This window comes from Nocardiopsis synnemataformans (genome assembly GCF_965343085.1).
Classification (GTDB): Bacteria; Actinomycetota; Actinomycetes; order Streptosporangiales; family Streptosporangiaceae; genus Nocardiopsis; species Nocardiopsis alborubida.
Map to the genome: position 1 here is coordinate 85844 of NZ_CBDRFA010000019.1, position 18874 is coordinate 104717.

Genomic DNA, 18874 nt, shown 5'->3' on the forward strand with positions numbered 1-18874 from the left:
CTCCCGCATCACCACACTTCAAAAAGCTCCAAAAACCCCAAAAATTACAAACAGAACAAGAAGCATAAAACAGACGTTCCCTCTCCGCGTTCCCCGATTCCTCCCTAAGCTGGGAACGTGACCTCCGAAGAACACGCACAGCGGGCCTCCCCCACCCCCCTCACCGACAGCAGGGCGGCTGCCGAACACCTGTGCCGGAGGAGATCCGCGTACGAGGACGCCGCGGTGGACGACGGTCTCCGGGACGACCTGGACGCGCTCGTGGCCCAGGTCGCGGAACGGGGCCGCCTCTCCTACAGAGCTCTCCGAGCCCTGGAGGACCGGCTGGGGCCGCTGCTGGACCCCGGGGACGCCTTCTTCCGCAACGAATTCGTCGGTCCGGGCCCGGGCCGCGACCCCCAGGAGCCGGTGGGCGGCCTGCCCGGGGTGGGTCCCGGCCCAGCGCCCGCCGTCCGCGAGGTGTGCCCCCTGGCCGCCCCCTGCTCCCGTGTCAGGGGCGCCGGGGAGTCAGGCGCCGCGGGCAGCCACTGCGCCGTCGCGGACAGGCCCCTGCGACTGCGCACGAAGGGATCCTGACCGGTGAACCCCCTGCTGGTCGAGATCGGCAAGAGGGCCGCCGAGCACTGGTGGACGCACCTGGCCCTGCCCGGTGTGCTCTTCCTCGCCGCGTTCGCCGCCAGCGCGCTGCTGACCCCGGCGGACCTGGCCGACCCCGCGCGCCTGTCGGAGCTGGCCGCCGACGCCCGGTCGCCGCTGGGCTCCCCCACCGTGGCCGTCACCGTGGTCCTGCTCGCGGCGGTCCTGCTCCTGGGCCTCCTCCCGGGGCTGGCCGTCCAGCTGCTCGGCGCCTGGTGCGGGCGCTGGTGGCTGGGTGAGAGCGTGCTGTCCCCGCTCGTCTTCTGGAACCCCCGGTGGCGCAGGCGCCGCTGGCACGCGGCCAGGCGCGGGGCCGCGGCGGAGAGGGCGCGCGAGGCGGCCGCGGCCAGCGGGCGGGACCCGGACCGCAGCCACCGCATCTCGCTCACCGAGCCCACGCGGCGCACCTGGATGGCCGACAGGATGGCCTCTCTGACAGTCAGGGTGCGCGGCGCGCACGGGCTGGACGTGTACTGGACCTGGCCCCGTCTGCTCCTGCTCCTGCCCGAGGGCGCCCGGGAGGACGTCGGACGGGCACAGGACTCCTTCGCCCAGGCCCGTGTCCTGGGCGGCTGGGGCGCGCTCTACCTCGCCGCGGCGGGCGTGTGCGCGCTGCACCTGGCCGCCGCGGCCTGGGGCGCGGGACCCCTGTCCCGGCTCCCCGAACCGCCCTGGGACCCCTGGCTGCTCCTGCTGCTCGCGGCTGCCGGGGCCGTGGCCGGAGCGGTCGCCCACCAGCGGGCGAGGACCGCGGTCGCCTCGCTGGCCGACCTCGTCGAGTCCTGCTACGACCTGCACGCACGCGAGTTGGCCGCGGCCGTGGGGGTCGTCGATCCCGAGCGGGCCAACGACCAGGGCAGGGCCCTCTCCCCTGGCCTGGGTGAGCAGGTCACCTATCTGCTGAGGAAGTCCGGCCCCTCCTGACGCGCGGACCACCGCCACCGCCGATAAGGACAAAAGTCCCCAAAGACCTCAGGGGATATTTCCTCCCCCTCAAACCACAAATCTCACACAACACCACACTCTTTCGCAAAACACCCACAAAGCACCCCGGACTCCGTCCGAGAGAAGTGGAAACACCACCGCGGGCAACCAAGGCCAACGGACACTCAAGAATCCGTTGAAGCACCTTCCGGAAAGCAGTACAGTAAGCCCTCCGTCCGCTTTTCGGACAATGGTCGGATGGTGTGCGCAAACGTACCCGAGCACTCTTTTTCCGAAAACAACAAGACACAGGAAGGGCCAGGTGGCGTGGCACTGACCCCATGCGCGACGACGGCGTGGAGGCGAGCGACCCTCGCCGCGGCCTGTCTCCTCTTCCTCCTCCCGCCCGTCCCGGCCTCGGCCGCGGCGCCCCCGCCCCGGGCCGCGGACGAGACGGACCAGCCCGAGGCGGAGCCCCGGCCCGGGGCGGACGCGGCCCCGGCCTCCCCCCTCGACATCGTGATCCTGGTGGACGAGTCCGGCTCCCTGAGCGAGGACGACGTCGAACAGGAGACCAGGGCGGCCTCCACCATCGCGCAGAGCGTCCTGGACCCCGGCTCCCGGGTGACGGTGGTCGGTTTCGGCAGCAACAACGGGCAGGCCGACCAGATCGCGGCCCGGGAGGTGTGCCGCCCCACCCTGGTGGACGAGGGGTCGGGACGCCAGTACCTGGCCGACTGCGTCTCGGACCTGCACCGGCGGGACGCCTCCGAGGGCGACGACACCGACCACGCCGAGGCGCTGGGCACCGCCCTGCACTACCTGGAGGGACCCGAGGCCCCGCGGGACGCGACCGGGATCGTCTTCCTGCTCACCGACGGCGAACTGGACGTGCGCGACAGCCCCCACTGGGGCGCGCGCCCCGAGGACCGCGACGACAACGCCGCGGCCAGGATCGACGAGCACCTGGAGACCGCGCGTGAGGACGGCGTGCAGGTCTGGCCGCTGGGCTTCGGCAGCTCCATCGACCGCGACCAGCTCGACGCGTTCGCCGAGGGCGGCTCCCAGGAGACGTGCAACGACCTGGAGGTGGCCACGCCCACCGCGCGCGTGGTCGACGACTCCGCCGACGTGGTGCGCTCCCTGCGCGAGGCCCTGGCCGCCGCCTCCTGTTCCGTGGCGGGCGGACTCGACAGCGACACCCTCTCCGGCGGCGGCAGCACCACCCTGTCGGCCTCGATCCCGGTCATCGCCACCGACGGCGCGCTCGTGGTCACCAAGAACAACCCGGCGATCAGCGTCGAGTACATCGACCCCGAGGGGGACCCGGTCGACCCCGACGGCGGCGACCACAAGGGCTCCCGGATCAGCCTCAGCGGCGCGAACGGCCCGGTGGAGGTGCTCCACGTCGTCGACCCCCTGCCCGGCACCTGGCAGGTGCGGCTCACCTCCCCCGACGGCACCCCCGAGGAACTGGTGACGGCCACCGTCCAGTGGCAGGGCCGCGTCAACACCTTCCTCACGGTCGAACCCGCCGACCACTCCGGGCGGGAACTCGTGGTCAGGGTGGACATCCGCACCCGCCGCGGCCCCGTCACCGACCCCGAGGCGCTCGCCGAACTCGACTTCTCGGCCGAGGTCGCCACCCCGGACGAGACCGCCGAGCCCATCGAACTGAACGACGGGGGCGAGGACCCCGACGCCACCCCCCAGGACGGCCAGTACGCGGGCACGGTCGCCGCCCCCGAGGGGGCGGACACCCTGCTCTTCACCAGCCGCGTCCAGGGACCCGGCGTCCCCGACGACGTGCGCGAACTGCGCTACACCATCGACCCCGGCGGGGCGGCCCTACAGCCCGGCGTGCGCTTCGACGACCCGCCCGACGAGGTCTGGGCCGGCAGCCAGATCGACGGCACCCTCGACGTCGACAACCAGGACTCGCAGGAGGGACAGGTGGAACTGCTCCTCCAGGCCCCCGAAGGGGTCCTGGCCACCATCGAGCAGGACACCACCGCCTTCAGCCCCGGCACCAGCAGGGCCGACTTCACCGTGCGCTTCGAACAGGGCTCCGCCCTGGGCCGGGCGGTCCTGCACGTGCAGGCCGTGGACGCCGAGGGCGCGGTCCTGACCACCTCCGCTCCGCTCACGGTGACCGTGCGCACCCCGCCGGGAGTCCTCGAACGCTACTGGTGGGCCTGGCTCGCGCTGTTCCTGGCCCTGGTCGCCGCCGCACTCCAGGCGTGGCTGGTGTGGCACAGGAGGCGAACCGCCAGCAACGTGCAGGGCCTGGTCGTCGAACTCCACCGGGACGCGCTCTCCCTCCACCAGGAACTGCGCGCCCCCAGCAGGTGGAGCACCTCCTTCTCCTTCACCGTCCGCGACCCCCAGGGATCGGCGCCGCGCCTCGAACACGGCGGGGCCTCCGGTACGGGACCGGTCTACCGGGCCTCCCGCGACCCCAGGGGAGGTGTGCGCCTGCGCACGCCCCGCGGCACCGAGACCCTGCGCCTCGGCAGTCACAGCCAACCCCTGACCGACGGCCTGACCGTCTCCTTCCGCGACGAGCAGCGCCCCCGCAGGAGCCCGCGCCAGAACCCGGACCCGGCACAGGCCGCGCCCGGACCCGGCACGCGCGAGGAGGGCCCCCCGCTCTCCGGGATCCGGCTCGACTGAACGGCTCCCCGCTCCCCGCCCCCATCCCGCAGAAGAACGACCAGTCTGAAGGGCCTTCGACACCCCATGACGATGAAGCTCTACCAGCCGCTGCTCTACGTCGGCCTCGGCGGTACCGGCTGCCGTATCGGCGCCGAGCTCGAACGCCGCATGCGCGAGGAGCTGTGCGGACCCGACGGGACCGAGTTCCAGCAGCTGCGCCCCGGCGCCAACCTCCTGCCCTACCAGCTCCCCGCCTGCGTGCAGTTCGTCTACGCCGACGTCAACCGGGGAGAGCTGGACAGCCTGCCCGAGCGGGTGGTGCCCGGACGCCACCACCACGCCGCCGCCGAGCGCACCGCCCACTACGTCCGCGACCTGGTCCCGGAGGTGCGCACCTACCCCGATGCCGCGCGCAGCCTGCGCCTGAGCGCCAGCGAGTCGGTGGACCACTGGCTACCGCCCGCGGTCGGCGAACCCCGGGTGGCCCCACTGGACAAGGGCGCCGGGCAGTTCCCCACCGTGGGGCGGGCGGCGCTGTTCGAGACCTTCCGCACCGGGACCGGCCCGGCGGTGGCCCCGCTGCACGAGGCCATCAACCGCATCGCCACCTCGGCGGGCGACCTGGCCGCGCTGGGCGGCACACTGCCCAAGTCCTGCGACGTCTTCGTCTCCTTCTCCGTGGCCGGGGGCACCGGGGCCGGGATCTTCTACGACTACCTGCACCTGATCGCGCACACCTTCCAGCGCTCGGGGCTGCGCGTGAAGATCTACCCGCTGGTCCTGATGCCCTCGGCCTTCGACGAGGGCTTCGGCGGCGGACGCAACGCCAAGCTCAACGCCGGGCGCGCCCTGCTGGACATGTTCCGCCTGGTCGACGACCAGAACGGCCGCGAGGCCTCCCTGGAACTGGTCAACGAGGTCCGGCCCGGGCTCCGCCGCAGGGACGACACGGCCGTCTACTACCCGGTGGAGGGCCGCGTCCAGATCATGCCCTCGACCGTGCAGACGGCCTTCCTGTTCAGCCGCCCCACCGGAACCGACCGCGACGACCTGCACCGGTCGGTGGTCTCCCTGATGCTCTCGCTGGCCAGCACCGACATGGACCGGCACGCCGAGGCCGAGTCGGCCAAGCAGGAGAACCACCAGTCCTTCGCGGACAGCTTCATCAACACCCAGGCCGACCGCGAGTCCTCCGCCGAGACGGGGATCGGCAACCGCGGGGTGTCCACCGCGCTGGTCGCGTCCATGACCGTCCCGGTGGACGAACTCTCCGACATCATCGGCTCCCGCCTGCTGCGCTCGGCGGTCGAGGACATGCAGGCCCCGCTGCACACCAGCGCCGAACAGACCGGGAGCCTGGTCCACGACTTCTTCTCCGCGGCCAACATCCACCCGGTCCTGGCCCGGGCGGGCATCGACTTCGCCGAACCGCAGCCGGTCACGGGCGCCGACGCGATCGCCGCCGCGCTCTACGACCGCAGCGACTCGATGAAGCGCAGCCTTCACGCCCTGCGCGCCAGGCTCGGCCAGGAGATCCCCCAGCTGGCCCAGAACTTCGACCACCGGGCGGGCGTGCGCGCGCTGCTGGGCAGAGTGGACCCCTTCCACGCCCTGCGCGTCGTCGAGGGCGACCCCCATGACAACGACAGGGTGGGGAGGCTGGGCGTCCTGGGCATCCTCCAGCAGCGCCGCAACGCCCCCGCTCCCCCCGAGGGGCTGACCGCGCCGCCGCCGATACCGCAGATGCGGGACCGCCTGGGCGGTGTGATCAAGGTCAGGTACACCGACCCGGTGCCCGCCCAGGCACGCCAGGACCAGGAGCGGTGGTACGACTGGCAAACCGGCGTGGTCTGGAGCGAGTCCTGGGCTCCGACGGTCCCGCGCTGGAACCGGACCTCGACCCGGCTGCGCAACGACCTGGCCGTGCTCACCCAGCAGTTGGACGAGCACGCCCGCACCGACCGCGCCCGCTTCGAGCGGCTGTCCCGGCAGCTCTACCGCCCGCGCACGGGCATCTCCTACCTCCTGCCCCCTTCGGGCGGGGACCTCGAACCCTTCTTCGTCCGGGTCCGCGACCACCTGGCGCGCTCCCTGCACGAGACCGGACGCCTGCACGTGTCCCCCACCGACGCCGAACTGGTCCAGGCGGTCGTGGGCGGCCAGGGCTGGCGCACGGCCTACGACGTCTGCCTGGACCGCGGCCCGGCCGAGGCGGTGGGCTTCCTCAGGGAGACCCTCAAGTCCGCGGTCAAGCGCTTCCTGCGGGAGACGGGCCCGGCCCAGTCCCCGCTGCTGCCCCGCCTGGCGGACCTGCTCTCCCAGGCCGCCGAGCAGGGCGGCGGCGGCAGCGTCTCCGACGAGGACCTGTCCCAGTTCCGCGCCCAGGTGGCCGCACTGCTGCCGGTCGGCTACGTGCCCCAGGGCAACGGCCCGCTCAAGATCCTGATCACCTACCACTCCCCCGCCGCCAATCCACGGATCGAGCAGTACCTGCGGGAGTCGGTCAACCTGCCCAGCGGCGGCGGGCACACCTACGAGTTCCGCGCGGTCAGCGCGGAGAGCCTGAGCGTGGTGCTGTTCCGCAGCTCCATGGGCATCACCGAGGTCCCCGAGGTCAGGGAGGTGATGCGCCTGTGGTCCGACGCGCTGACCAACCAGCAGCCGCAGGACTACCTGCTCTGGCGCCAGCGCCTGGGCTACGACTTCAGCTACCTGGCCACCACCGAGCGGCACCGCGTCCAGATCCTGCACCGGCTGCTCAACGCCCTGTGGAACGGCCGGGCCGCCGTGGTCGGGGACGCCACCTCCCCCGACGAGGTCCGCTTCACCCTCGGCGGTGGCGTCACCATGCCGCTGCGCCTGACCCCGCTGGGACGGACCTCCTCCTGGGGCAGCCTGCTCCAGGCCTACGAGCACTGGGCCTTCAACGGCGAGGACGGCATCACCGGCCAGTTCTGCGCCCAGCTCATGGCGGAGCTGCCGATGGGGGTGGAGAGCAGGCCCGTGGAACCCCACGCGAGCTACCGGGCGCTGTGCCAGCTGGCCGACAAGGAGGTCGAACGCCTGGACCGCATGCTGGAGGACCTGCGCGGCAACTCCCGCAACCGGGCCCTACAGATCCAGGACTTCTGGGAGAACACCCTGCCCGCCGCCCTGGAGATGGAGTTCCAGGGGGTGGCGGCTCCGCTGAGCGCCAACCTCAACGCCCTGGAACGCGAGGTCGGGTACTACGGCAAGGACGGTGACACCTTCCGATGAACGTCCACCACCTCGACCTGCGGGGCGCCGACGCGGACGAGGCCGTGCGCCGGGTCGTGCGGGAGTTCGGGGAGGGCACCCCCCTCACCGGCTCCGACCGGGCCCTGGTCCTGGACGAGACCGGCCTGCTGGCAGACCACGGAGCCGCCTACCTGGAGGTCTTCACCAGCGGGCGTATCCGGTCGCTGGTGTGCGTGGTCTGCGGCCCGCCGTCCGGCAGCGACGGGCACCGCGTCCTGGAACGGCCCGGCCAGCTGGGCCCCGAACGCGACGCGGCGACCCTGTGGGTCAGCAACGAGACCGGGGTGGACTGGGGCCTGCGCCCCCGCGGGACGGCCCGCCCCCACCCCGGCGCCGCCCCCGGATCCCGGACCGGGGTGGAGCGCCTGGTCGAGGTCCTGCTCCAGGCGGAGGTCTTCGACCGCGTCGTCGAGCTCAGCCGCCAGCTGCCCGAGGCCGCCGCCTCGCCCGGCCTGTCCTGGACCGGGCCCGAGGGCGGCGACGGCGCCGTCGCCGCGGCCCTGGCCCGGACCGTGCGCAGGTTCACCGACGCCGCGGGGGCACCGGCACCGCCGCCCGCCGCGGGCACCGGCGCGCGCGGGGGCATCCTGGTGGAACTGGTGGAGGACACCCACCGGGCGGCCCCCGGGAGCAACCACCCGGGCTCGGGGGAGCTGGCCGCGCACGAACACCGCCTGCGCGACCGCGTGGCCGCCGCCGAGGGCGCGCTGGACGCGGTCTCGGGGCTGGTCGGCGCGTTCTCCCCCGCCTCCCCAGCCCGTGTCCGCGAGGAGGAGCTGTCCCAGGTGGGCGGCGCACTCCTGTCCTACCGCGACCACGTCGCGTCCCTGCTCTCCCGGTTGGGCTCCCTGAACGGGGGCCAGCTGGCCTCCGAGCTCGCGCGCGCGGGGCTGGGCGGCCGCTCGCCGGGGCCGGAGGAGGTCGACGAGGCCGTCGGGGCCCTGGCCCGCCGGGTGGACGGCGAACTGGAACGGGGGGAGCCGGTCACCCGCGTCGCCGCGGTTCTGGACCGGATCGCCGAACGCCTCTCACCCCGGGGAAGCGCCTCCGCCCTGCCCCGGGTCCAGCAGGCCGCCCCCGACCATCTGGTCTCCTCGCTGAGCTCCCCGCCGCCCTTCCCCCTGCCCGGACCGCTCTCCTGGCTGCTGCCCGTGGCCTTCCTGCTCCCGCTGCTGCCGGCCCTGACCGGCGGCTGGCTCGGGCTCGCCGGGGCCACGGCCCTGGCGCTGGGCTGGGTCGCGGCGCTCGCCGCGGGCCTGCGTTCGGCCCGGGGCGCGGAGGCGGGCGCCGGACTGCCGGTCCTGGCGGTGCACGCGGTGACGGCCTTCGCGGGGGGCTTCACGGGCATGTGGGCGGGCGGCGTTCTGCGGCTCGACCTGCTCCTGTCCCTGCTGCCCCAACCGCTGCTGCTGGCGACGGCCCTGCTGACCGGCGCGGCGCTGGGCACGTACGCGCTCCTGCGGACCTGGGCGGGACTGGCCCGCCGCTGGCGGAGCCGGATCGGCCTGGAACGCGCGGGTTCCGCCGCCTCGGCCCTGACCAGCCTGGTCAACGAGGTGGCTCAGGAGGAGTGGTACCCCGGCACGCAGCGGCGCCACCTCGCCGATGCGGCACGCGCCGCCGCCAGTGCCGCGCGCGCGGTCGCCGACGCCCTGTCCGGGGCCGCCGACACCGCCAGCGCCGCCGCGGGCCCCTCCCTGCCCGAGCTGGAGGCGGTGCTGCGCTCGGACCTGGCGGCGCTGACCCGCACCGCCATGGAGGACCTGTGGGACGAACTACGGGTGGGAGGCCCGGTCAAGGACCCCTACGAGCACACCCGCGGCACGGCGGCCGACCTGATGGAGGAGTACCGGTCGCACCTGGAGCGGGTGAGCCCCCACACTCCGCCGCGCTTCGCCGACCCCGGCCTGCCCCGGCGGGTCTACGGCGGCTCCGGTCTGGAACAGGCGGTGCGGTCCCTGCTCACCGAACCCGGAGGACGCATGCTGCAACTGTGCGACCCCAAGCACCTGCACCTGCTCAGCGACACGGTCTCGGCGGTCGGCACGGTCCGCTTCGCGCCGCGGTCGCTGCGCGAACAGCTCGACCGCGCGGGCGCAGGCCCGGTCTCCGAGGCCGCGCAGAGCGCGGTGTGGACGCACGGCGGAAGGCTCGCGGGGCTGGTGCGCCTGGTGCCGCTGCGCCCGGGCGTGGTGCGCACCCAGTGGTTCGGTTCCGAGGAGCCCGACGGCGCGAGCGGAGCCGGGGCGTCCCCGGGCGCCCCGCCGGACCTCGGTCGGGGCCGAGAGGACACGGAGGAACACGGGACGGGCGCCGCGAACGTCGGCGCCCCGCCCTCTCCGTTCGAGGAGGACTACTTCCGTTGAACGAGAACAGCTCCCCGGACGGCGTCTACCTGACCCCGCTCCGGGAGGAGGTGCCGTGCCGTCTGGCGCGGATCCGGACCGAGGGCCCGGACCCGCGCACGCACCCGCTGCTGGAACGCGACCTGGTCCGCGACGAGGTGAGCGGGCGCGAACTGCTGCGGGTCCGTGTGCGCGCCACGCGGCGGGAGCGGCCCCAGGAGCGGGTGCGGGCCTTCGCCGCCCTGGACAACGAGATCCTCGCCGGTGTCCGGCTGGCCCGGATCGCCAACGGATCCCCTCCCGTGGAGCTGAGCAGGCTGGTGGGCTACCACGACGACCCCGGCACGCCCTTCGCCCTGCTGGAGCCCTACCGCGGTGAACCGCTGGGCTCGCTGCTGCGACGGCGGCAGCTCTTCGAGGCGGAGCAGTCCGCCTTCCGGGAGGGGCTGCTGCGGGCGCTGAGCTGGCTGCACTCCTGCGAGGTGGTCCACCGCGACATCAGACCCGGCACCGTGCGCTGGGACACCGAGCTCAAGAGCGTGCAGCTGTGCGGCTTCTCCCACGCCACCGTGGCGGGCACACCCCGCGCGGCGGTGGGCAGCGAGCCCTGGGCCTCCCACGAGCAGCGGCTGGGCACGGGGACCTGCGACCCCCGCGACGACGTCTGGTCCGCGGGCCTGGTGCTGTTCCAGGCCCTGAGCGGGCACGACGTGGAGAGCGGAGGGGTGCTGCCCCTGGCCGCCTTCCCGGGACTGGCCGCGGACCTCCAGGACGTCTTCGCCACGAACGCGCACGCGCGCCCCGGCGCCGACGACCTCCTGGAGCGGTTCTCCGGGGGCGCGGTCCCCTACCGGCTCAGGATCGACGCCCACCTCAAACCGGGCCGTGCGCGCTTCGAGGAGGGCCGTGCGCGCAAGCGGGCCGCCTCCGGCGAGCCCCCGCCCGAGCGCGGGACGGCGACCGCGACGGTCCCCCCGCCGAGACCGGAGAGGATCCAACCCGTACCCCCCGCGCCGGTCCCGTCGAACGAACCCTCCTCCCCGAGCCGCTGGGGCGGACTGGTGCTGCTCCTGGTGGTGCTGGTGGGCGCCGCCGTGGCCCTGTTCGCCTACTTCGGGTGAGAACGGCATCCCTGATCGAGAGGCAGTCCCCGCGATGAGCGAAACCGACGCCGCACCCCCGGGGGTGCGCTGCCCGGTGTGCCTGAGCCGGGTGGTCCTGGACCACGGCGCACTGTGGCTGTGGAAGGACGGCGAGCACCGGAAACTGGACGTTCCGTCCGACGCCACGCCGGAGCAGAGGCGCAGGCTCCTGCTCCACGCCCAGGTGCGGTGCCCCAACCATGTGGGGGAGTTCCCCGAGCACCACCTCCCCTACCAGTACGTCAGCGCGGACAGCGATCCGGTGGTGATCGCCCTGGTCGGCGCGCCCCGGTCGGGCAAGACCCACCTGCTCGCGGCGATGATCGGCTCGATCCAGAACCAGGGGCTGGAGCAGTTCGACCTGTCCGTCTCACCCCTGGACGTGCGCGGGTACGAGGAGTTCACCAACACCAAGGTCCGCCCCCTGCTGGACCGCGACGAGATGCTCGCCCGCACCAGCCAGGACGTGTGGGACTTCGAGGTCGGCCTGATGGTCAGCGACCTCGCGAGACCCTCCTCCCCGCCCAGGGCCGTGGCCTTCTTCGACGTCTCCGGAGAGGTCCTGGCGACCACGGGCACCGCCTCCGAACAGGCCTTCCTGGACACGGTGGACGGCTTCCTCTTCGTCTTCTCCCCCGACGACATGGAGGACGACCGCCCCGACAACACGTTCGCCACCGTGCTGGACATGGTCGGCGGCAAACAGGACAAGGCGGCGGTACTGGTGATGGGCAAGGCGGACCTGTACCGGTTCGAACACCCCGTGGACCGGTGGCTGCGCGACGGCGTGCGCGCCCCCGACCCGGGCCGGGTCGAGGCCGAGACCGGCGACCTCTACGCCTTCATCAGCCAGTACGACAAGGGGGAGACCTACCTGCGCCCCTGGCGCGAGTTCGGCCGGGCGGCCATCCACGTGGCCTCCGCGACCGGCGGGAACCGCTACCCCGACAGAAAGAGGTACGAGCGGCCGGTGCGCCCCCAGCGCGCCCTCCAGCCCTTCCTCACCCTGATGGCCGCCACCGGGGTGCTGGGGACCCCCGGGGCGCGGAAGGTGGGCCGCTGACATGGCGGAGAGCTCCGACGAGGTCCTGCACCGGATCTCCTTCGGCTACCAGGACAGCGGACTGACGGGTCAGGGGCTGGGACCCGTCGGGACCTCCTTTCCCGAACAGGACTACGTCCGGGTGACCACCTGGCGGGACCGGCTCAGCCGGGTGGCCGCTCCGCAGTTCCCTCCCGAGCACGTCGCGCCCAGCTACTGGTACCGCAGGTTCGCGGACGGCCAGGGGGCGCTGCTGCGCCGCACGCCCGAGGAGAACTCCCTGGACGGCCGCGGCAGCAGGGCTCAGGCTCTGGTCGGCGCCGAACTGAACGCGCCCCGCGCGCTCCTGGCCGCCCTGGGCGTGTGGCCGGACCTGCACTCCTGGCTGGAGGAACCGGGGACCACTCCCCCGGGTTGGGCCACCGTCGGGCCCTTCGTCCCGTCCAGGGCCGGAAAAGCCGCCGTACGGCAGCTGAACCTGGACGCGGCCTCGCAGCCCGGGCTGGTCAACCTGGTCGCGGAGGTGCTGCGGGACCCGGCCGGGCCCGTGGACCTCCTCGCGCCCGACTTCGGTCCGTTACTGGAGGAGCGGGAACGGTTGCTGCTGCTGTGGGGCCTGTACCAGACCCTGCGCGACGTGGTCGGTACCGAGGAGAGTCCCAGGTACGAGGGGGTCGGTTGGTCCTTCACCACCCACGAGCCCTGGCCGGTGAGGCGCGGCGCCCCCTCCGATCGACCGCGCGTCGCCTTCCGGCCCGCGCCCCCGCGTGCTCAGGCCGAGCCCCCGGTGCTCCTGGACGTCCTGGCCCCCGAGCAGGACACCGTGTACCACGAGACCGCCTGGTGGCTCGTCACCCTGCTGGGCGAGGGCGACGGAAGGCTCACCGAACTCGGGAGGGAACTCCGCCGCCTCAGTGCCGCCGACCACGACGAGGTCATCGAGTACCTGACCCGCCGGGCCCGGCGGGCGGCGCGGACCCGCGTGCCCGGACCGTCCGCTCCTCCGGGAGCCGAGCCCGGGGCCGCCCACGCCGGGACGGTCAGGACGGGGAGGGCCGTCGTCGAGGAGGACGCTCCGGGAACGGCCGGTGCCGAGGGCACCGGCATCCGGGCGGAGGGTTCCGAGGCGGCGCCCGTCGCGGCGGACACCGCACGGGCGGACGGGCCCCCGGCGCATCCGCTCTCGCTCCTGGACGGCGAACCGGAACACGGTGCGTTTCGGGCCGCCCCGCCGAACGCCGCCGATCGTCCGGGCCGCACCGTGCCCAGGGCCGGGGAACGTTCCCGGGAGGCCGCGCGGCACCGCTCCCCCGGCCAGCGCTCCTGGTCGGCTTCCGGGCAGCACCCCCGGACGGACTCCCGGGCAGCGCACCGGGACGGGTACGCCCCACCCGCCGCCGGGGACGCCCGTGGAGTCTTCCCTCCACCGGCTGTCCCCTCCGAAGCCCGGGTCCAGGACCTCCTGGACGCGCTGGGCCACGAGCACGACCCGCACCGGATCGCCGCCATCGCCACCCGGCTCGTCCGGCAGTACCAGCCCTCCTTCAGCCAGCACCTCGTGGTCCGGGGCTACCCGAGGAGGGTGGAGCTGCGCACGGAGGTGCTCCTGGCCTTCGTCGCGGGCCTGGCGCTGCTGCTCCTGCTCCTGCTGGCGGCGAACCTGCTGCGCTGAGCCGCACCGAGCACGGAAGGCGCGGGCCGCCGGTCGGTTCCACTCGCTCTCCGACCGGCGGCCCGCTGGAGACGGCCCCCGTCCGGGCCGTCCGCTACCCCACCTCGGCGGTGTAGGTCTCCCCCAGACCGAGGGGGCCGCCGAACTCCACGCTGGCGGGGGTGAAGGCCCCCTCGGCGGTGACCACGCCCTCGGCCCGCTGGCCGGGGCTCAGGGTCAGGGTGTCGATCTGGTTCTCGTCCTCTCCCAGACCGCCCGAGGTGTCGTGCTTGGTGCCGTCGTCGGCGACGAGCGCGAAGGAGAGCGGGTTGACGTCGACGTTCTCGTCGCTGTTGTTCTCGACGGTGACGTACACACTCGTGAAGTCGCCGCCGTCGTGGAGGATGCTCGGTGTGAACTCGGTGACCTCCGCCGTCAGGACGACGTCCTGCTCCTCCGCGGCCGGTTCGTCGGCAGCGGTCTCCTCGGCGGGTTCCTCCGCGGCGGCCTCCCCCGCCGTCTCACCGCCCGCCTCCTCCTGGGTGGCGGCGGGCTCCGAAGCCCCGCTGTCGAGGTCGTCCCCGCTCAGCGCGGCCATGCACCCGCCGAGCAGGAGCAGGAAGAGGAGGACGCCGAGGCATCCGCCGCAGCCGAGTCCGATCTTCTTCCCGGCGGACATGCCCGGGTTGGCGGGCGGGGGCGGCGGGCCGTAGGGCGGCTGGGGCGAGGTCATGGTGTGCTCCGGTCTGTGTGCAGGGGGCAGCACGGGGCGCTGCCGGAATGTGCGCCGCCCACCGGGCGGATGCGCTCGGCGGGCAGGTGCGGAGACAGGGAGGTGAGTACACACCCCGCCCCTGCGAGACCCGATGAGCGTTGCTGTGTTCTCACCATACACAGAACTTGTAAATATGACCAACCATCTTTACGTGCACACGCGAGGCCGCATCTGACCACCCGTGCGGTGGTCCCTGGGACACAGTGACCCCTGGGACACGGGGTGGGGCAAGACGGCGGACCATGCGCCGGCCGAGGAGGGTCGCCTGCGCGATCGCGGCCACGACGCTGCTGGGTGCGTTGATGGGGGTGTGGCGGTGGGGGTGGCGTCGTGGCGGGGCAGAGGGGTGTTCACCCGCGATGGCGGGGAGACCGCTTCGGGGTCCTCGCGGTGGGAGCGCTCCTCCCGAGCGCCCCGGTGTGGGTGCGGGCACCGCACGGCCCGGAACCGCGCTGCCCCCTCACAGCGTCCCGACGGTCTCCCAGGTCTCGGGGTCGAGGAGCCGCACACCCGTTTCCTCCGTCTTCACCGCGACGACCTCTCCGTCCGGGTGCGGAGCCACGTAGCGGGGGACCAACCCGTCCGGGAGAAGGCTCTCCCCGCTCTCCAGGTCCCACGCCCCGCTGTACTCCTCCGGTTCCGCACCGTAGTCCTCAGGGTCGGAGTCCCACCACATGACGTACACCCGACCGAGCCACGGGTCCACGACGACCTCCTGGATCCAGGGCTCCTGGAGTTCGGCCACCTCCTCCATGTCGAACGCGTCGACCCGGTGCCCGGCGACGAGGTCCCACACGATGACCTCGCCCCCATGGGCGTAGACGACCTCGTCGGTCCCCGGGACCGGCGCGAACACCCCGTCCGCCACCGGACGGACCGTGTGCAGTCGTTCGCCCGTGTGCACGTCCCAGACCGTGATGCTCCAGTCCGAGGAGCCCGCGGAGTTCCTCAGGGCCAACCGTCGCTCATCGAGGAAGACGGGGCTTCCCCCGTCGCTGTCGATGGTGTTCACGGTCTCCCCTGACGCGCTGTCGACGATCTGCACACCCGCACCCGGGACGGCACTCGATCCGGTGAGGGCGATCAGCCCGTCGGGGGAGACCGCGATCCCGTTCACGGCCGGAGGCCGCTCCGCAGGGGTCCCGCTGGCCGATCCCCCGCTTCCGTACCCGGTGACCGTGCCCGAGACCAGATCGAACTCCTGCCCCACCGGCGTCGGGTACTCGTTCCCGGGTCGCGGTTCCGGTTCCATGACGACGGCCGCGACGCCGCATCCCTCGGGCAGGAAACCGAAGCCCGTCATTCTGTCGAGGACCGTACCGGGACGGGCGATCTCCCGGCCCTCCCTCCAGTCCCACACGCTCATCTCGTCCTGGAGGGTGTGCATCACCAGCAGGTCACCGTCGGGGGAGAACACCATGTGGGAGAAGATCTCCAGGTCGTCGGCCTCCCGTTCCTCGGCGGGGGCGAACCCCTCCGCCTCGGTGCAGTCGGTGACCGCCGTCTCCGGCACGTCCGCGGGGTCCGCCGACCCGTCCCGTGCCGCCACGAGTGCCGTGGCGGCGACCGCCGCCACGGCCAGGGCCCCGGCGGCCGACGGCACGAGCACCCTCCTCCAGGGCCACCGCCCAGTGGTGGACGTCCCGCTCTCTCGTCCCGCCCCGGTCCCCGCGAGCATCCGCACGAGTTCACCCGGAGTGGGCCGCAGATCCGGGTCGGGGTGCAGGCAGCCGTCGATCACCTTCCGGAACCGAAGCGGGGGACCCGCGTCCCCCGCGACGGCGGACACCAGGACCGCCCAGTGGCGCACGTCCTCCGCCGCTGCACCGGACGGCACCGCCGAGAACGCCCCCGCGAGCTTGACGCCGTCGGAGGAGAGCAGGACGTCCTCCGCGCGCAGCGGCCCGGCGGACACCCCCGCCTCGTGCAAGTCGGCCAGGCCGGCGGCGAGCGCCGTCGCCACGGACGGGAACTCCTCCGGGAGCAGACCGCCCCCGTTCCTCTCGACGAGGTCGGCGAGGGTCTCCTCGTCCGTGCGCGCGAACGCGGCCCAGGGCACCGCGCCCCGGGTGTCGGCCCCGACCATCCGGCACACGTACGGGCTCTTCAGCTTCCGCAGGGCCTCGGCCCGGCGCGCGAACTCGCCGCGGAACAACGGGTCGGTGGCACGCCCGGGACGCAGGAGCACGATCATGGCGGACACACGGCCGCCGGTCCCGCCCGCGTAGCGGTGGGCCGTGTCGTCCGAGCCGAGCCTGCCGAGCAGCCGGTGGGGCCCGATGGTGGGCGGGTCGTGCGGGTGCAGGGGGAGCATCCCGGTCCTCTCCGATCAGCCGAGTTCGCCCAGGACGTCCGCGGTCGCGGCGTCGACGACGAGGACGGTGGTCGCCTCCTGGGGCAGCACGGCCAGCACCTCTCCCGCCGGATGCGCCGCCAGGGTACGGTTGTCCGCCTCACCCGCCCCGTCCGTTCCGGACGTCACCTTCTCACCGGTGGAGAGGTCCCAGGTGGTGCGCCGCCCGCTGGACCCGGAGATGAAGTTCGCGCCGTGCACCAGGTGGAACCAGTCCGTGCCGGGTGCCACGACGAGTTCTTCGAACAGGTAGGGCGAATCTCCGTCCGGGCTGAAGAGCCGTGGTTCGGTTCCCGTCAGGTAGTTGACGTGCACGACCGCTTCCGGGGTGGCGGACAGGTAGAGCAGGTCGCCCTCGTCGTTGGGTAGCGCCACCGAGCCCGGTTCGGCCCCCAGTATTCCCTCCCGGCGGAACACCTCGCGGCCGGTCGAGGTCTCCAGCACAGCGACGAAGTTCCCCCGGTTCAGGGCGAGGTGCCCGCCGTCCGGTGAGTAGGCCGCCCAGTCGGCCGCCTCCTCCCAGATGTCGGTGACCGCACCCGTCTCCAGATCGATCCTGCGGGTCCCCCCGGGGCCGATCGTGATCTCTGCGCCGTCGGGGGAGAACACCACGGGCTCGTAGACGAGGAGACCGACCAGATCCGGGAAGTACGTGGTCCGCTCCCCACTGCGCAGGTCGAAGACGTGCAGGCCGCCCTCGGTGGAGAGGTAGGCGAAGCGGCACCCGTCCGGGCTCACCGTCGGCGTCCCTCCGAAGTCGGGCAGGGATTCGCCCACGAAGGCGATCTCCGTCCCCGCCTCCCAGTCCCACAGGGCGACCCCGGTCGGATGCGAGACGGCCAGCAGCTCACCCTCGGCCACGAACGCGAGGCGGGGAAAAGCGGCCATGTCGAGGTCATAGCTGTCCTCTCCCGGTACTTCCAGCCGGTCCCTGGCGGCCTCCGCGTACTCCGCCGCGAAGTCCTCCGGCCACGAACACGGACCCGTTCCGCCGTCCGCCCCGGCCTGCCGCACGCCCTCCTCGGACCACGGCGGCCCGGTCGCCTCCGATCCCCGCTCCGAGACCGTCCACACCCCCGCGCCCGCGGCCAGGATCAGCGCGGCCGCACCGGCGCCGACCGCCCACGGTCCCCGGCGGCCGACGGGGGCCGCCGAGCGCCGCGGGTTCCGGGAGACGTACTCCCGGTGCTCCCCCGCGACCTCCACCACCTTCCGCGCGGCCTCCGCCGGAAGCCAGTCCGGCGCCGCGTCGACGGGGTCGACCGGACCGCCCAGCTCCTCCAGCACCCCGGCCGCCGACGGCCGGCCGCCGGGGTCCTTGGCCAGACACCGGGAGAGCAGTCCGCGCAGGTCCTCGGGGACGGAGGCCAGGTCCGGTTCCAGGTGGGTGATGCGGTAGGCCACAGCGGAGGGGTGCCCTTCACCGAACGGGCCGGTACCGGTGAGCGCGTACACGGCGGTGCCCGCCAGCGCGAAGACGTCCGTGGCGGGGGAGATCGCCGCACCCCCGTACTGCTCGGGGGCGGTGTAGCCGGGGGTCCCGGCGGTCAGGGTCGCCTCATCATCGGCGATTTCGGTCTCCTCCAGGGCCCGGGAGACCCCGAAGTCGATCACCTGCGGCCCGGCCGCCGCGGCCATGACGTTGCCGGGCTTGAGGTCGCGGTGCACCAGCCCGTCCCCGTGGATGCCCTCCAGGGCCGAGGCGACGGCCCTGAGGAGGAACCGCACTGACGACTCCGGCAACGGGCCGGTCTCCCGGACCAGGTCGCGCAGGGTGGGGCCGACCACGTACTCGGTGGCCATCCACGGGACCCGGGCCGCAGGATCGCTGTCCAGCACACGGGGGATGAAAGGCCCGTACGCGCGGCCCGCCAGGACGAGTTCGCGGGCGAACCTCGCGCGGAAGCCGGAGTCGTAGGCGAATTCCGCCCGCACGGATTTGACCGCGGCGAGTGTGCCGTCGGCCTTCGTTCCCAGGTAGACACGGCCCATGCCGCCCGCTCCGAGTACGGCGCGGAGGCGGTAGGGGCCGACGTCGCGGGGGTCGTCCGGGGAGAGTGCGCGCATGGAGG

General features: G+C 73.4%; 11 protein-coding genes. 8 read left to right on the forward strand and 3 right to left on the reverse strand.

Features of this window, described 5'->3' with window-relative positions:
- Positions 1 to 117: 117 nt before the first annotated feature.
- The 8 genes from ACSIH6_RS13495 (at position 118) to ACSIH6_RS13530 (ending at position 13695) form a co-directional block, all read left to right on the forward strand.
- A complete protein-coding gene (locus ACSIH6_RS13495) occupies positions 118 to 576 on the forward strand; it encodes a hypothetical protein (protein WP_435108612.1) in 459 nt (152 codons plus the stop codon).
- A gap of 3 nt (positions 577 to 579) precedes the next feature.
- Positions 580 to 1560 (forward strand): hypothetical protein, encoded by a 981-nt coding sequence (locus ACSIH6_RS13500; protein WP_435108613.1) that lies wholly within the window; start codon positions 580 to 582, stop codon positions 1558 to 1560.
- Positions 1561 to 1887: 327 nt separating this feature from the next.
- Positions 1888 to 4233, forward strand: a complete 2346-nt coding sequence (locus ACSIH6_RS13505) for a vWA domain-containing protein (RefSeq protein ID WP_435108614.1) — start codon at positions 1888 to 1890, stop codon at positions 4231 to 4233.
- A 66-nt stretch (positions 4234 to 4299) separates the two neighbouring features.
- Positions 4300 to 7473 carry a tubulin-like doman-containing protein gene (locus tag ACSIH6_RS13510; protein WP_435108615.1) on the forward strand — a complete coding sequence of 1058 codons (3174 nt, stop codon included), beginning with the start codon at positions 4300 to 4302 and terminating at the stop codon, positions 7471 to 7473.
- Positions 7470 to 9860 carry a hypothetical protein gene (locus ACSIH6_RS13515; RefSeq protein WP_435108616.1) on the forward strand — a complete coding sequence of 797 codons (2391 nt, stop codon included), beginning with the start codon at positions 7470 to 7472 and terminating at the stop codon, positions 9858 to 9860. The genes ACSIH6_RS13510 and ACSIH6_RS13515 overlap by 4 nt, the downstream gene beginning before the upstream one ends.
- On the forward strand, positions 9857 to 10960 hold the full coding sequence (locus ACSIH6_RS13520; protein ID WP_435108617.1) for a protein kinase domain-containing protein: 1104 nt from the start codon (positions 9857 to 9859) through the stop codon (positions 10958 to 10960). The genes ACSIH6_RS13515 and ACSIH6_RS13520 overlap by 4 nt, the downstream gene beginning before the upstream one ends.
- 34 nt (positions 10961 to 10994) lie before the next feature.
- A complete protein-coding gene (locus ACSIH6_RS13525) occupies positions 10995 to 12044 on the forward strand; it encodes a TRAFAC clade GTPase domain-containing protein (RefSeq protein ID WP_435108618.1) in 1050 nt (349 codons plus the stop codon).
- 1 nt (position 12045) lies between these two features.
- Entirely contained in the window at positions 12046 to 13695 is a 1650-nt protein-coding gene (locus ACSIH6_RS13530) for a hypothetical protein (protein WP_435108619.1), read from the forward strand.
- Between the two features lie 94 nt (positions 13696 to 13789).
- On the opposite strand, the gene ACSIH6_RS13535 is transcribed toward ACSIH6_RS13530, so the two are convergent.
- The 3 genes from ACSIH6_RS13535 to ACSIH6_RS13545 all read right to left on the reverse strand — a co-directional run bounded on the left by ACSIH6_RS13535 (position 13790) and on the right by ACSIH6_RS13545 (position 18869).
- Positions 13790 to 14407: a DUF4352 domain-containing protein gene (locus ACSIH6_RS13535; RefSeq protein ID WP_435108620.1), complete on the reverse strand. Its 618-nt coding sequence runs from the start codon at positions 14405 to 14407 to the stop codon at positions 13790 to 13792.
- Positions 14408 to 14909: 502 nt separating this feature from the next.
- Complete coding sequence (locus ACSIH6_RS13540) at positions 14910 to 16763, reverse strand: hypothetical protein (RefSeq protein ID WP_435108621.1); 1854 nt, start codon at positions 16761 to 16763, stop codon at positions 14910 to 14912.
- A 15-nt stretch (positions 16764 to 16778) separates the two neighbouring features.
- On the reverse strand, positions 16779 to 18869 hold the full coding sequence (locus ACSIH6_RS13545) for a protein kinase domain-containing protein (protein ID WP_435108622.1): 2091 nt from the start codon (positions 18867 to 18869) through the stop codon (positions 16779 to 16781).
- Between the last annotated feature and the right edge of the window lie 5 nt (positions 18870 to 18874).

Excerpts from the sequence above, each read along its gene's own strand:
- ACSIH6_RS13515 (WP_435108616.1), top strand. The coding sequence starts at position 7,470 with ATGAACGTCCACCACCTCGACCTGCGGGGCGCCGACGCGGACGAGGCC.
- ACSIH6_RS13510 (WP_435108615.1), top strand. The coding sequence starts at position 4,300 with ATGACGATGAAGCTCTACCAGCCGCTGCTCTACGTCGGCCTCGGCGGT.
- ACSIH6_RS13530 (WP_435108619.1), top strand. The coding sequence starts at position 12,046 with ATGGCGGAGAGCTCCGACGAGGTCCTGCACCGGATCTCCTTCGGCTAC.
- ACSIH6_RS13525 (WP_435108618.1), top strand. The coding sequence starts at position 10,995 with ATGAGCGAAACCGACGCCGCACCCCCGGGGGTGCGCTGCCCGGTGTGC.
- ACSIH6_RS13540 (WP_435108621.1), bottom strand. The coding sequence starts at position 16,763 with ATGCTCCCCCTGCACCCGCACGACCCGCCCACCATCGGGCCCCACCGG.
- ACSIH6_RS13535 (WP_435108620.1), bottom strand. The coding sequence starts at position 14,407 with ATGACCTCGCCCCAGCCGCCCTACGGCCCGCCGCCCCCGCCCGCCAAC.
- ACSIH6_RS13545 (WP_435108622.1), bottom strand. The coding sequence starts at position 18,869 with ATGCGCGCACTCTCCCCGGACGACCCCCGCGACGTCGGCCCCTACCGC.